Raw genomic sequence first — 13,190 nt, 5'->3', positions numbered from 1 at the left:
ATGAAAATAACACTAAGAGAATGGCAAAGTGAGGTTCTGCAAGAAGTCGAACTTAAGACCAAACAAGAGCAAGAGCTTGCGAGAATGTTAACGGAGAGTGAAATCGTTAAGATAATCGAATTAAAAGAGGGCCTGAGCATTAGTACGAATTCATTTGTCGGTTCCATCCAATTAGGGGATATACAGCTTAGTATTATGCCGAAAATACAGGGAATGGAGCTACTAACTTTACTGAATTATGCCTATTACTTACATGATATTAAGATCATGCATCAGTCAGATTTCAATCTTGAGTCTTACTCCTTTTTAGATATCATCATCTATCAATTATATATCCATACCGAGGATTTATTGAGTAAAGGAGTCCACAGAGGGTATATCAGAAGGGAAGAGGATTTGGCATCTCCTAAAGGTAGACTGGATTTTACGAAGATCGCCAGAAACCAAGCCTTGAAAAAAGCTACATTACCAAGTCGGTATTATGAGCGCAATGAAGATAATCTATTAAATCAAGTGCTGCTAGCGGGATTAAAACGATGTGTTACGTTAGTAAATGACCAAAATCTTCGAATTCATTTACGTCGACTTGTAACGTACCTAGATGAGTATATTTCATCCATTGTGCTAACAAGACAAATCATTCAGAAAGCACAACGTACGCTCAACCGTTTATCAGAAAGATATCGGCCTCTACTTGAAATCATTACGTTACTTCAAGAGAATCAAGGGATTCAGCTTGATGGTGAAAATCAGGTTATGTCCTTACACGGTTTCTTCTTTGATATGAATCGTTTTTTTGAGATGTTAGTCAGTAAGTTAATTCGGGAATTTGTGCCAGACTATACCCTAATGGATCAGCATCGTCTACGTGGTATGTTTACATATGAAGCAAATCAGAATCCGAAACATAGGAGATCTCCGACGCCAAGACCAGACATTGCTATCATGAAAAACAACAAGGTAGTGAAGCTGATGGATGCAAAATACAAAGACCTGTGGGAACATGCACTACCACGTGACATGCTCTATCAACTGGCGATCTATGCACTAAGCAGTGAGGGGAACAAAACGGCAACCATCATCTATCCTTCACTGAATGAAATGGCAAGTACACAAAAAATCAATATCTCGAACCCGACGTCGTCTCATCATTTGGGCTCGGTTATTCTGCTCCCACTACATGTAAATTATGTAGCCAAATGTTTAGAAGACAAATCAAGAAATCGGAAAGAATTAGTGAAGTACATGAGTTCATTTGTTTAAGTTTTAAGAGTGATATTACATCAAGACGTTGGTTTATGAAACCGGCGTCTTTTTTTCGTAACTTCACCCTAAGACAAATACCAATCGAAATCGTACTATTTAAATATGTATGCTAATATCTAACTATATTCATAAATTAATAGATAAGAAAAGAGACGAATTAAACGGGGGGCGATGAGTGGTGTTTGATTATAAGCAATATGATGGCCTAGGTTTAGCACAGTTAATTCAAAAGAAAGAGGTTAGTGCAGAAGAAGTCCGAGAGATGGCAATCCGTGAAATTGAGCAAAAGAACGGGGTACTTAATGCGGTCATTCATAAAATATATGATCATCCGCAAGAAGACAATCAAGCTACCGGTATATTTGCCGGCGTTCCAGTGTTAACGAAAAACATGCTGCAAGAAATAAAAGGACAGCCGATGACAGAAGGTTCGAAGGTGCTAGCTAATTTCATTGCCGACGAAGATAGTGAGTTCGTCCGTCAAATCAAGGCAAGTGGTATCACAATCTTGGGACAAACCAATGTTCCTGAGTTTGCGTTAATGGGTGTAACGGAACCAGCTCATAACGGGCCTTCACGAAATCCGTGGAATCCTGAGTATACACCAGGTGGTTCCAGTGGTGGCTCTGCAGCAGCTGTTGCATCAGGAATGGTTCCTATTGCTGGAGCAAATGATGGCGGCGGGTCGATTCGGATACCGGGTGCGTTTTGTGGACTATTTGGCCTTAAGCCTACTCGTGGTCGAACGCCAATTGGACCTAATCGTGGGCGCTCTTGGCAGGGCGCGTCAGTCGATCATATATTAAGTCGTTCGGTTCGAGACAGTGCAGCGATGCTTGACCACTACGAGTTCGACCGTGCATCGGCCTTTATAGCACCGCCATTTAACGGCTCATATTTGAGCGCATCACAAACACCTATTACGCGTCCGCTAAAAATAGCATTTACAACAGATTCACCTTTAGGCACGAGTGTTCATCAAGAATGCAAGGACGCCGTAGATCAATCTATAAAACTTCTAGAAAGTATGGGACATCACGTGGTAGAAAAAGAAGCACCTATCGATGGTAAAAAGCTTGCCAATAGTTATTTCATGCTTTATTTTGCCGAGGTTGCTGCAACTTTTACAGCTATTGAAGAAGTAATTGGACGAAAAGTTACTTCAAAGGATGTCGAACCCACCACCTGGATTCTCGGGCTACTTGGAAAAGCGGTCTCTGCAGGGGAATTCTTAACGAGTTTAAAATATTGGGATAAAGTTGCTATCCAAATGGAAGAGTTTCATGACGACTATGACCTATACATCACACCTACAACCGCATTCCCACCATCAAAGATTGGAGAACTTGATCCTACTTCAATGGAGAAAATGTTAATCCGAGCAGTAGGTGGTCTAGGGTTAGGTGGTATCTTGAAAAAGACAGACTTTGTCGATCAACTTGCCAACAAAAGTCTCGAGCGAACGCCTTTTACCCAACTCGCTAACTTAACAGGACAACCAGCCATGACACTACCACTACATCTAACAAAGGATGGACTGCCATGTGGTGTACAAGTAATGGCAAGACGAGGTCGTGAAGATTTACTATTACAGCTGGCAGGACAAATGGAACAGACTGATAGGTGGGTGGATGTGAGAGAGAATCCGTTTTACTAATTTGGGTTGGGCCAGGCCACTAGTTTAAACGTCTTATATACTGGAGGTCTGACCCAATATTTGGGACTGACTAAAAATAATCACTTTTTGTCGAAAATATCTTGTAACATTTCTTCCATATTTCTGATATACTGTTATTAACAATTAACGAAATGTTAATTATAAATTCCTTTTAAAATAGAGGTGAGCCAAGGATGAGCGAGGAATCGTTACAATATGATGTGAGGAATTATCGGACTCCAGATGGCTATACGAGTGATATTGCTGTTTTTACAATCATTTCAACAGAGGTTGCTCCATATACACCGCCAGAGAAAACATTAAAAATAATGCTGATTAAACGAGCAGAGAAGACCAAAGAAGGTGAGCCTAATATCGAAAGAGGGAAATGGGCATTGCCTGGTGGGTTTATCAAGCCTGAAGAGACGGCTTATGATGCGGCTGTTCGCGAGCTAAAGGAAGAAACGGGTATTGATGGATTAAAGGTTAAGCACTTTGGCGTCTACGACAAGTTTGGTCGAGACAATCGGGGCTGGATTATTTCAAATGCTCATTATGCAATCGTGCCAGAAAATAAGCTAGTGAAAAGAAGGGCAGCAGAGGATGCAGCCGATGTTGAGCTATTCACGATGGATGAAGTGTTTAAGCTGGACCTAGCTTTTGATCACAAGCAAATTATTGAGGATGCGTTATGGTTCATTAAAAAAGATATGTCATTAACAACGCTTGCGAAAAACTTCTTACCAAAGGAATTTGTTCTGTCTGAGCTGCAAGGGGTGTTGCTAACGGTGATGGATGAACCGTGGCTAAAACTTGATTCACAATTTTTCAGAAAAGCACCAACGCTTCCGTTTCTTGAAAAAGTCGTGAAGGATGGAGAGCCTCAAAAAACAAATCGCTGGTCGAAGAATAAAGCACAGCTCTATCGATTTAATGATTTTGATCCATATGTATCTATTTATAATGCCAAGTATTAATTTTTTTCTTTGTTATAATTAACAATTTGTTAATTGATAGTCAATAAGGGGTGGGAAAAATGAAAGTTTTAAAAGACTGGACCTTGTTTGAAAAGCTATGGCTTGTGACGTTTACACTGGTGAATGTGTATTTATTCTTTGTCTGGGATGATACGCTTCTAGGTTTTATTACCTCGATTTCCGGAATGCTTTGTGTGGTGCTGGTGGCGAAAGGGAAGATTAGTAATTACTATTTTGGGATTATTCAAACTGGAACATATGCGTATATTGCTTACGGATATGGCTTATATGGCGAGGTTATGTTGAATGCCTTGTTTTATTTTCCACTCCAATTTGTAGGGATATATTTATGGAGTAAACATAAAGCAAAGCAAACCATTCAAGGGGAAGAGATAAAAGTCAGTGTCTTAACGAAGAAGGGCTGGACCCTTACTCTATCTTCATTCGTAGTCATCTTTGTCCTCTATGCATTCCTACTTGAAAGAATCGGTGGCAGTGTTGTCTGGATTGACTCGGCAACGACGACATTATCGGTGATTGCTCAGCTTTTAATGCTCAAGCGATTCACTGAACAGTGGTTATTTTGGATTGCGGTGAATGTACTTTCCATCTCACTTTGGGTCAAAGCGCTACTCTTACAAGGAGGAAACGATCTATCCATGCTGGTCATGTGGTCGGCGTTTCTGATCAATAGTATCTACGGATATTATAACTGGTCGAAAGTATATAAACTCCAGAAAGGGGAAGATGTTTTATGAAAAAGGTTGGATTTTTCGGTGGAAAGTTTTTACCATTGCATCAAGGTCATGTGTACGCCATTATCAAAGCTTCAACAAGGGTTGATGAATTGTATGTCGTGTTGTCTCATAGTGCAAAAAGGGACCGGGAGTTGTGTGAAGCAAGCAAGTTCCCTTATATTCCGAGCCGAATTCGGCTACGCTGGCTTTCGCAATTGACAAAGGATATGAAACACGTCAAGGTTATCGAAGTGGAAGATCATGATGGGGATGAAGATTACGATTGGAGTAAAGGGGCCTCACAAATAAAGGCTGCGATTGGGAAAAACATTGATGTCGTATTTAGCTCCGAAGTGAATTACGACTCAATTTTCAAAGACCTCTACCCTAAAGCAACCCACATGTTAATTGATAAAAACAGGGACCTGGTACCAATCTCGGCAACGGAGATACGAGAAAAAGGTGTGTTCCAAAACTGGCAGTACATTCCCGAGGTGGCGAGACCCTTTTTCGTTAAAAAGGTCGTCATTCTAGGTACGGAAAGCTGTGGGAAATCAACATTAACTAAAAACCTAGCACTCATGTATAACACAACCTTTGTAAGTGAATATGGCAGGGAATTATGTGAAGAGTTGGGTGGCTGTGATGGCATTATGCTAGACGAGGATTACCCACTCATTGCATACGGTCACAAAGTAAAAGAATACGAGGCTATTAAACAGGCAAATAAGCTTGTCTTTATCGACACGGAAGCAGCTGTCACGCAATTTTACTCTGAGCTATACAACCAGAAAACGCAGCGGGTACTAGATGAAGTGGCTAAGATCCAACAATACGACCTTTGCCTTTTTTTAGAGCCTGATGTGAAATGGGTTGATGATGGCTTAAGGGTGCACGGGGAACAACAGGTGCGAGAAGAAAATAATCAACGCTTAAAAATGATCTTGAATCAATGTGGGATTGAGTACGTGAGCATAAGCGGGACCTATCAAGAGCGGTTAGAAAAGGCGATTGAATTGATACGGGAGAGGTTTGAGATTTAGGTTTGTCTATCCCCCAGTAGGGTATGACGTGCTGGGGGACAATAATCATTTTACTTCTAATAACTGACTATGCTATCACAGTGATAACATCTAAAAGAATGTGATTCAATGTATTGGGAAAATAGCAATTTGTGAGGAAGTTAAAGTTGCTGATTAATAAGTTGCTGTAGTTTTCGCTCATGTTGAGCAGTTTTGTTTAAAATAAAATCAATTGTTTCTTTGCTTTCTGTCATCTCAACACGCATTCCATCATATTTCTTTTCAAATCTTTCTAATCGCTCATCTATACGTGCAAAACCTGTATCCATTTTCATCTCCATTCGGTCCATCTTGGATTCCAAATCATTCTTCAACACATTCAACTTATTATCAACTTTATCAGAATATAGTTTAAATGCGTGTAATATTTCTTTAAGCATTGTTTCTTGTTCCATCAAACTCACCACCTCTAAAAAATACTATAAATGATAGTACTGAATTATGGAAGGTGATTTCCGAGGTTCATTTAAAAGGATGGTAAGTACACTTATAATGAAAAATAGCTCAGTACATGAACACTGAGCTATTTATATGACATTTAATAATCATTACCAGTAGTACGGATACCCAAATCCATAGCCAGGATAGCCATAGCCATAAAATGGGGCAAACAATGCGCTGCCTAATAAGCCGCCTGCAAGCCCTCCTAAAAATGGACTAAATCCCCATCCCCATGGTCTACCGAAACCAAACCCCCAAGGTCTTCCAAATCCCCAAGGACGACCAAAACCAAAACCCCATGGTCTACCAAATCCAAATGGTCTTCCGAAAATCCTTTCATCATTTCCATACGATGGAACAGGTTGATATTCATTATACATCGGTTCATTCCTCCTCATGAGCATTACGAAACTCATACCTGAGCATTCAACCTAGTGTATGTGTCCATACGGGAGGAAGTATAGATGATTGCCTAGTAGGACTGGTTTTTATCTAGGAAGTTTATTTAAATTTAGGGGTTAAATTAACCTTAATCCCCAATAAGAATAAGGATAAAAAACACAAGTATCACAAGTATTACTGCCAAAATAACGTTCCACCATTTAAGTTTCACTCTTGTAAGTAAACGGTCAACGATAAAAAAGGATATCGCAGAAACCAGACTAAGAACGAGAAACACGGATCCGAACAAACAATGAAAGAGAAAGGAAGTAATCTCTTGAGACTTGGTCGTCGTGAACATCTTTTTACTCATCCAATCACTAGTGATGGATGCGATAACCCCATATGTAATAACAATCATTACGTTTAAATAAAACAAGTTCGCAAATCCATTCAGGTTAGATTCACCAGGAACCATAAAAATCAATACAACTACTAAGCTACTTATGATGGCCGTTAAAATTTTTCTTCTGATTATAATTGACATGGGCTTGCTGCTCCCTAATTTAAATTAACTGTACCAAATGTTGGTAGTCTTTTAGATTTTACTATAAATATTGTCTGGCATAAATACTTAATTGAAAACCGATATTCAGTAAATATCATATTAATGTGTTGTATGAACGGTAGTGAATAAGAGTTGATTGCATTTATAGTCTAATTCTCTCTACACATTCACTTTAGAGTGTGCAGCTCGCGAATACCCCGCACTACCAAAATCGTACAATAGTGAAACTTTGTTCCATCCATTTCGTATGTTTAGTAGCATGACAACATAAAGGTATTGATTATGTTCCTGGACAGTATTTAAAAAGAGAGTTGGATGTATATGTCTGAGCACAATGATCAATCATTTCGTGAAAAAAATGTAAAACAAAAAATAGGAACAGTTGTGGGAGTAACACTTTTTGTAGCCGTGGTGTTAGGTTTTATTATCGGGATTTACCTCTTTGGGATAGCGGGTATTTTCGAGTTGCTTGGTATTCAGTACAATTCCATTTGGTCATTGGTTATTTTTGTTGTCAGTTTTTTTATTCTAGCTACAATTGTTGAACTGTTTTCTAAACCGATATCTGCTCTATTTACGGAAAAATTGACAGGGAAGTTTGAAAAGTTGTTGATTCAGTTTTGTATTCAAGGTCTGTCAAATTGGTTATGTCTTTCGATAGTGGATGGGTTTATGGACGGTATTACATTCACCTTGATAACAGGGTTGATGGTTGCGGTAGTAATAACTTTAATTGAATTGATATTTGAAGAAAACGAAAACTGAAAAAGCAATCGCTTCTTCAAATAATAGTTTGAATCTCAAGGCAATGGTTGTCAAATATATTTGACACATCCATTGTCTTATTTTATGATATTAGTGTAAAAGGTTTTTTACACCTTATTATGTGGAGGCAATGAAATGGAAAACAGAATTAAGGAATTCAGAGAAATAAAAAGTCTTTCACAAGGGAAATTAGCAGAATTATGTAATGTGAGTAGGCAAACCATTAACGCTATCGAGAATAACAAATATGACCCAAGTTTGCAGTTAGCATTTGATATCGCAAGGACTTTAGGAGTCGCTATGGAAGATTTATTTATTGTACGAGAATGGGGGAAAAAGGCGTGAAAAGCAAAAATACGATTGCTATTTTAGTCTTTATTGTTTTTCTATTAATTGCAGGTTTTACCTTATACAAATGGATTAGGTATGGAACGATAGATGCAGCTGGTATATTTTTTAGCTTTCTAGCTCTGAGCTATTTTTTTAATTCGCTGAATTGGGGTCATCATGAAGGTGGTGGCGAGAAGGATGAATTAGATCGCCATATTGAAACCCAAAGTGCCAAAATAGGTTATTATGTCCTGATGGTGTTATCTGGATTAATCTTATTTATCTCTGAAGGAACAGGCAACTTCAATGAAATAGAAAATTATCCACTTGTTATAGTGGTAGGGCTTACTTTTGTTACAGTCCCGATTACCGAATTTATCTATGCGAAGAAGTTTAAATAATACGGTTAAAACTCAAAGCGCAGAAGTTGGCTAATCCCACTGCGCTAGTTTTATTGTCTGTTATCTTTTACAACAAACGAGACAGGATAGTTACAGAAAATATATAATTAAATGAGACTAATTAATGAGGTGCGAAATGAAAGTATTTTTAAAATTATCTATCGGATTGGTTTTTATTCTTATATTATCAGGGTGTATTGGTGAAAGTTATGATTTTTCACCTCCCACCATTACACTTTCAAGTAACAGCAACATGTCATCAGAAGAATTAGTAGAGGCCAATATCGATTGGCGTGGAGAAGGTAACAACCCGATTGATAAAGAAACAGAAGATAGTATAGCGTTAGCCAAACAGCAACAGCAGATGCATTTTATTGCGGGAGAAAAAGTTGATTTGCTTTCTAATCACGCAGATTTCAAGACCGAAGCGTTACGTGTTTCGGTTTGGCAAAATGATAAAAAGCTAGATTTAGAAGTGACTGGTATTTCCTTTTATTTACCGAAAGAGACAGGTGACTATGTAATTGAGGTAAATCTTCAAACGGATAGAGGGAAGGCTCAATATGTTGGCAATGTTTTTATTAAGTAATTGATTATACTTTAACCTAAAGGGTGCGTTGATTCAAGAAGGATAAATGCACTTTTTTTGTTGAAGTTATTTAGCAACGAAGCAGTTTAGTAAATGAATGGATATAATAATATAGGTTGTAATATAGGTTGAATTATATTTTAGAAAATAGATTCTAAAAGGGGTAGATTTATAATGGAAAAGGTCACACCATTTTTAATGTTTCAAGAGGGCAAAGCAGAAGAGGCAATGAATTTTTACACATCTCTGATTGAGGATTCAGCAATTACAAATATTGTTCGATATGGTGCAAATGAAAGTGGGGATGAAGGAACTGTTATGCAGGCTACTTTCACCTTAAAAGGTCAAGAATTTATGTGCATAGACAGCAATATTAAACATCAGTTTTCCTTCACACCTTCATTCTCATTATTTGTTACTTGTAATACTGAAGAAGAACTTGACAATCTTTATCAGAAACTGAACGAAGGTGGACAAGCACTGATGCCACTAGGAGATTATGGATTCAGTAAGAAATTTGGCTGGCTAAATGACCGTTTTGGAGTTTCGTGGCAACTGAATCTACCTAAATAATATGAAGAACTTAATATCCTGTTCATACCGATACTAAAAAGCATATATTGTTAAACTAACGGATAGCGATGATCCAAGAAGGATTATCGCTTATTTTCGTTGAAGTTATTAAGCTAACGAGGCAGGATAGTGCAACAATCAATTGGGGATATGTGGTAACCTGTAATAAATTAAGGGGGTGGCAAATTGAAAAAATACAATATTTTTTCAACTGTCTGTATAGGGATATTTATTATTTTATTTTCATTAATGTTTAATGGTGTATCTTTTGGTTCATTAGGTAGAATGGCAATAATCTCAATGTGTTTATTTCCGTTATTAGGAGCATTTTTGGGGATAAAAGGGAAAAATGGGATATTAATAATACTTAATGTTCTTGCATTTATCACAATAGGATATTTGCTTTTGCTTAGTGGAATGGGTGAAGCATAAAGAACTAACGGGTGCGATGATCCAAGAAGGATTATCGCCTATTTTCGTTGAAGTTATTAAGCTAAAGAAGCAGAATACTTCAATAACGAAATATTTTTAAGTGGTATACGTAAGAAAGTATAATTTCCTTTTTATTAATGTAAGTTTATGGTTCATGAATAAGGGAGGAGATATTATGTATTATGGTTTTTACGATAGTATTATTTCAGCCATTTATACGTTACTGTTTTGGTGGACAGTCTTCTTTATTTGGCGAAGGTTAGTTAATCGATATCCTGAAAATAATTGGAAAAGGGACATCGTACTAACATTAATACAAAGTGTAGTTGTCTTAATTTTACTTCCTATCTTAGACAATATTATTAGGCATTAGGTTTAAGTAACAGATTTGGTAGCTTCATTTAGGCTAAATACGCCAATTGAGCTAAGGCTCTCTTAGAGCGAAAAATTATTGAGCTAACGGGGCATGATAGTTTAAGAATAATTATTGGACTATCGGTCTATTTATTCTAATTATTCGTATTATGTTAAGGAATAAAACGAATTTGAGGTGGATAAATGAAAGCCATTGTGTACACAATGTACGGCCCCCCCGATGTTCTTGAACTTAAACAGGTAGAAAAACCTATTCCCAAAGAAAATGAAATCTTAGTTAAGGTAAAAGCCACAACCGTAACAGTAGCAGATATTCGGTCACGGAGTTTTACAGTTCCTTTTGCTTTTTGGCTACCTGCACGTATAACACTTGGTTTAAAACAACCAAAAAAAGAAATATTAGGAATGGAGTTAGCTGGAGAAGTTGAGTTAGTTGGAAAAAATGTAAAAAGGTTTAGGCAAGGAGACCAAGTTTTTGCAGCAACCTTGGCAGGGTTTGGTGCTTATGCCGAATATAAGTGTTTGGAGGAAGATGGTCCTGTAGCAATTAAGCCTTCCACTATAACTTATGGAGAAGCTGCTGCCATTCCTATTGGAGCTCGTACAGCATTGTATTTTCTTAAGAAAGCAGGTATAAAGAGCGGTCAATCAGTTTTAGTCTATGGTGCTTCAGGAAGTGTAGGAAGTTATGCGGTTCAGATTGCTAAATATCTCGGAGCAAACGTTACAGGGGTATGTAGTACCGCGAATTTAGAATTAGTAAAATCTCTGGGAGCTGACAAAGTAATTGATTATACAGCAAGGGATTTTTCTAGTACAGACGAATCATATGATGTCATCTTTGAAGCGGTAAACAAGAGTTCCTTTTCAGCTTGTATGAAATGGTTAAAGAACAACGGTACCTATATAAATGTTACTGAACCGCTACCAAGTGTTCAAATGCTATGGACTAAGTTGACAAGTAGCAAGAAACTATTATTGAGCCGAAATCCACCTGAAACTTCAGAAGCATTAAACTTCCTTAAAGAACTTGTTGAGATGGGAAAGTTAACAGTTGTTATTGACAGATATTATTCGTTTGATGAGATTGTGGAAGCTCATAGATATGTCGAGAAAGGACACAAGAAGGGAAATGTAGTTATAAATGTAGAACATAACAACTAATATAAGAAGACTAAATGCACACTTCTTTGAAGAGTATATTGATGAGCATTGGATGAAAGAGGACATGAATCAGTTGGATATTTGGTAATACATAAAAATCATGAATTGAAGCAACTACGAAACTTAATCTATTCTATTAAAGATAAAGCCAAGGACAAAAAACATATAGAAAGATACACATCCGAATTTGCCAATTCAATGATTTCGGTTGAAGTGGAATCTTATGATATAGAATTTATTCTAAATGAAACAACCATCTATCAACAAGTTGTTAAAGACTCTGAACTTATTGGCTATATAGAACGTATTACAAAAAACGATATTCCCATTACAGTATTAAATAAGAGTAAGATATAACTTGCATCTAAAAATTTAAGAAAATAATCCTTACTTAAAACAAACAAATGAACGATTAAGGATTTATTCCTTGAGTATTTTCTTTGATGAACTTATTCAACAAACGGGGTGCTTTACTTCAATTTGGAGTGAAGCCTTTTTCTTTTTCAAGTAACGGGGCAGGAATGTTCAATAACAATTAAAGAGTAAGGGGGAATTTAATTGAAATATATCGGTATCTTTATTGGCCTTTTTGTTCTGTCATTCATTGTCTTTAATTTAGTAGCACTGGTAACTGGTGCAACAACAAATGAAGTAGAAATGGTAGCTCTAATAGTCCTTTGCATTCAAAATATAACAATAATTACTTTGCTCATTTATATTGCACAAAGACTAAGGAAAAAGTAATGCTTTTAAGCTTACTGGTGGCGATAGCAGAACAGTCCTGCCGCTTCTTCAACTATTGGGTAAGTTTACTTCCATAAGCAGGAAATCTATACATTGAAATTGAATTTTATAATTAATTGTAATATCTGAGCTTATTGGAGTGTGTATTTATGGAAAAAGGAATGATTATCGTTCTAAATGGTGTATCAAGTTCAGGGAAATCAACTTTAGCAAAGGAAATAACAAAGTTACTTCCTGACTTTTTTGCTTTTAGCGTAGATGATTATGATTTAGTCGTAGAAAAGATGGAAGATAGAGATAACCAGCGGCTAATACCCGTTGGAACAGAATATTTTTATTATAGAAATGTGGCGATGTTCTCAGAACGAGGCATTAATTTAATACTTGACCAAATTCTCCATAACCCCTTAACATTACAACATTTTTATAAAACACTTAACAATTACCCAATCCTTCTTGTTGGGGTTCATTGCCCTGTCGAAGAGCTAAAACGTAGAGAACATTTCAGAGGAGACCGGCAAATTGGGCAAGCAATTTCTCAGCTCAATTTTGTACATCGGCAGGAAATTTACGATGTCGAGATTAATACATACACTCAATCGATGATGGAATGTGCAAAAGAAATTGTGGACCGATTGAAATTTGATTTTCATGAAATAGAATATAGTAATAATTGTTAAATGATCTTGTTTAAAAGTCGATTTTCTT

General features: G+C 37.0%; 19 protein-coding genes. 16 read left to right on the top strand and 3 right to left on the bottom strand.

What is annotated here, in order from left to right:
- The 5 genes from CZ490_RS08015 to nadR all read left to right on the top strand — a co-directional run bounded on the left by CZ490_RS08015 (position 1) and on the right by nadR (position 5,680).
- A complete protein-coding gene (locus CZ490_RS08015; RefSeq protein WP_159439931.1) occupies positions 1 to 1,263 on the top strand; it encodes an McrC family protein in 1,263 nt (420 codons plus the stop codon).
- A 178-nt stretch (positions 1,264 to 1,441) separates the two neighbouring features.
- Positions 1,442 to 2,923: an amidase family protein gene (locus CZ490_RS08010; RefSeq protein ID WP_327078405.1), complete on the top strand. Its 1,482-nt coding sequence runs from the start codon at positions 1,442 to 1,444 to the stop codon at positions 2,921 to 2,923.
- A 194-nt stretch (positions 2,924 to 3,117) separates the two neighbouring features.
- On the top strand, positions 3,118 to 3,900 hold the full coding sequence (locus CZ490_RS08005) for an NUDIX domain-containing protein (RefSeq protein ID WP_200801561.1): 783 nt from the start codon (positions 3,118 to 3,120) through the stop codon (positions 3,898 to 3,900).
- Between the two features lie 59 nt (positions 3,901 to 3,959).
- On the top strand, positions 3,960 to 4,658 hold the full coding sequence (gene pnuC, locus CZ490_RS08000) for a nicotinamide riboside transporter PnuC (protein WP_077618401.1): 699 nt from the start codon (positions 3,960 to 3,962) through the stop codon (positions 4,656 to 4,658).
- Positions 4,655 to 5,680: a multifunctional transcriptional regulator/nicotinamide-nucleotide adenylyltransferase/ribosylnicotinamide kinase NadR gene (gene nadR, locus CZ490_RS07995; RefSeq protein ID WP_077618400.1), complete on the top strand. Its 1,026-nt coding sequence runs from the start codon at positions 4,655 to 4,657 to the stop codon at positions 5,678 to 5,680. Before pnuC ends, nadR begins: the two co-directional genes overlap by 4 nt.
- Positions 5,681 to 5,820: 140 nt before the next feature.
- On the opposite strand, the gene CZ490_RS07990 is transcribed toward nadR, so the two are convergent.
- From CZ490_RS07990 to CZ490_RS22485, 3 genes are all read right to left on the bottom strand, one after another.
- Positions 5,821 to 6,114, bottom strand: a complete 294-nt coding sequence (locus CZ490_RS07990; RefSeq protein WP_077618399.1) for a hypothetical protein — start codon at positions 6,112 to 6,114, stop codon at positions 5,821 to 5,823.
- A 153-nt stretch (positions 6,115 to 6,267) separates the two neighbouring features.
- Positions 6,268 to 6,540, bottom strand: coding sequence for a hypothetical protein (locus CZ490_RS07985; protein ID WP_077618398.1), 273 nt, complete (start codon positions 6,538 to 6,540; stop codon positions 6,268 to 6,270).
- Between the two features lie 149 nt (positions 6,541 to 6,689).
- Positions 6,690 to 7,088 (bottom strand): hypothetical protein, encoded by a 399-nt coding sequence (locus CZ490_RS22485; RefSeq protein ID WP_200801560.1) that lies wholly within the window; start codon positions 7,086 to 7,088, stop codon positions 6,690 to 6,692.
- 342 nt (positions 7,089 to 7,430) lie between these two features.
- Between CZ490_RS22485 and CZ490_RS07975 the strand changes: the two genes are divergently transcribed.
- The 11 genes from CZ490_RS07975 (at position 7,431) to CZ490_RS07925 (ending at position 13,162) form a co-directional block, all read left to right on the top strand.
- Positions 7,431 to 7,874, top strand: coding sequence for a YrvL family regulatory protein (locus CZ490_RS07975; protein WP_077620987.1), 444 nt, complete (start codon positions 7,431 to 7,433; stop codon positions 7,872 to 7,874).
- 135 nt (positions 7,875 to 8,009) lie between these two features.
- A complete protein-coding gene (locus CZ490_RS07970) occupies positions 8,010 to 8,219 on the top strand; it encodes a helix-turn-helix transcriptional regulator (RefSeq protein WP_077618397.1) in 210 nt (69 codons plus the stop codon).
- Complete coding sequence (locus tag CZ490_RS07965; protein WP_234987197.1) at positions 8,216 to 8,605, top strand: DUF2178 domain-containing protein; 390 nt, start codon at positions 8,216 to 8,218, stop codon at positions 8,603 to 8,605. The genes CZ490_RS07970 and CZ490_RS07965 overlap by 4 nt, the downstream gene beginning before the upstream one ends.
- Positions 8,606 to 8,741: 136 nt before the next feature.
- Entirely contained in the window at positions 8,742 to 9,194 is a 453-nt protein-coding gene (locus CZ490_RS07960) for a hypothetical protein (protein ID WP_077618395.1), read from the top strand.
- Positions 9,195 to 9,368: 174 nt separating this feature from the next.
- Positions 9,369 to 9,767 (top strand): VOC family protein, encoded by a 399-nt coding sequence (locus CZ490_RS07955; RefSeq protein WP_077618394.1) that lies wholly within the window; start codon positions 9,369 to 9,371, stop codon positions 9,765 to 9,767.
- Between the two features lie 186 nt (positions 9,768 to 9,953).
- Positions 9,954 to 10,199, top strand: a complete 246-nt coding sequence (locus CZ490_RS07950; protein ID WP_077618393.1) for a hypothetical protein — start codon at positions 9,954 to 9,956, stop codon at positions 10,197 to 10,199.
- Between the two features lie 175 nt (positions 10,200 to 10,374).
- Positions 10,375 to 10,572 (top strand): hypothetical protein, encoded by a 198-nt coding sequence (locus tag CZ490_RS07945; RefSeq protein ID WP_077618392.1) that lies wholly within the window; start codon positions 10,375 to 10,377, stop codon positions 10,570 to 10,572.
- Between the two features lie 185 nt (positions 10,573 to 10,757).
- Positions 10,758 to 11,738: an NAD(P)-dependent alcohol dehydrogenase gene (locus CZ490_RS07940; RefSeq protein WP_077618391.1), complete on the top strand. Its 981-nt coding sequence runs from the start codon at positions 10,758 to 10,760 to the stop codon at positions 11,736 to 11,738.
- Between the two features lie 105 nt (positions 11,739 to 11,843).
- Entirely contained in the window at positions 11,844 to 12,095 is a 252-nt protein-coding gene (locus tag CZ490_RS07935) for a hypothetical protein (RefSeq protein WP_142255353.1), read from the top strand.
- A 201-nt stretch (positions 12,096 to 12,296) separates the two neighbouring features.
- Complete coding sequence (locus CZ490_RS07930) at positions 12,297 to 12,482, top strand: hypothetical protein (protein ID WP_077618389.1); 186 nt, start codon at positions 12,297 to 12,299, stop codon at positions 12,480 to 12,482.
- A gap of 149 nt (positions 12,483 to 12,631) precedes the next feature.
- Entirely contained in the window at positions 12,632 to 13,162 is a 531-nt protein-coding gene (locus CZ490_RS07925) for a chloramphenicol phosphotransferase CPT family protein (protein WP_077618388.1), read from the top strand.
- Positions 13,163 to 13,190: the final 28 nt, after the last annotated feature.

It is taken from the genome of Litchfieldia sinesaloumensis (assembly GCF_900156865.1).
GTDB classification, from domain to species: Bacteria; Bacillota; Bacilli; order Bacillales; family Bacillaceae_L; genus Ferdinandcohnia; species Ferdinandcohnia sinesaloumensis.
Note: the sequence above shows the minus strand (reverse complement) of the source record. Positions and strands in the feature narration are given on the sequence as shown.

Excerpts from the sequence above, each read along its gene's own strand:
- CZ490_RS08015 (WP_159439931.1), top strand. The coding sequence starts at position 1 with ATGAAAATAACACTAAGAGAATGGCAAAGTGAGGTTCTGCAAGAAGTC.
- CZ490_RS08005 (WP_200801561.1), top strand. The coding sequence starts at position 3,118 with ATGAGCGAGGAATCGTTACAATATGATGTGAGGAATTATCGGACTCCA.
- pnuC (WP_077618401.1), top strand. The coding sequence starts at position 3,960 with ATGAAAGTTTTAAAAGACTGGACCTTGTTTGAAAAGCTATGGCTTGTG.
- nadR (WP_077618400.1), top strand. The coding sequence starts at position 4,655 with ATGAAAAAGGTTGGATTTTTCGGTGGAAAGTTTTTACCATTGCATCAA.
- CZ490_RS07990 (WP_077618399.1), bottom strand. The coding sequence starts at position 6,114 with ATGGAACAAGAAACAATGCTTAAAGAAATATTACACGCATTTAAACTA.
- CZ490_RS07985 (WP_077618398.1), bottom strand. The coding sequence starts at position 6,540 with ATGTATAATGAATATCAACCTGTTCCATCGTATGGAAATGATGAAAGG.
- CZ490_RS22485 (WP_200801560.1), bottom strand. The coding sequence starts at position 7,088 with ATGTCAATTATAATCAGAAGAAAAATTTTAACGGCCATCATAAGTAGC.
- CZ490_RS07975 (WP_077620987.1), top strand. The coding sequence starts at position 7,431 with ATGTCTGAGCACAATGATCAATCATTTCGTGAAAAAAATGTAAAACAA.
- CZ490_RS07970 (WP_077618397.1), top strand. The coding sequence starts at position 8,010 with ATGGAAAACAGAATTAAGGAATTCAGAGAAATAAAAAGTCTTTCACAA.
- CZ490_RS07960 (WP_077618395.1), top strand. The coding sequence starts at position 8,742 with ATGAAAGTATTTTTAAAATTATCTATCGGATTGGTTTTTATTCTTATA.
- CZ490_RS07955 (WP_077618394.1), top strand. The coding sequence starts at position 9,369 with ATGGAAAAGGTCACACCATTTTTAATGTTTCAAGAGGGCAAAGCAGAA.
- CZ490_RS07945 (WP_077618392.1), top strand. The coding sequence starts at position 10,375 with ATGTATTATGGTTTTTACGATAGTATTATTTCAGCCATTTATACGTTA.
- CZ490_RS07940 (WP_077618391.1), top strand. The coding sequence starts at position 10,758 with ATGAAAGCCATTGTGTACACAATGTACGGCCCCCCCGATGTTCTTGAA.
- CZ490_RS07925 (WP_077618388.1), top strand. The coding sequence starts at position 12,632 with ATGGAAAAAGGAATGATTATCGTTCTAAATGGTGTATCAAGTTCAGGG.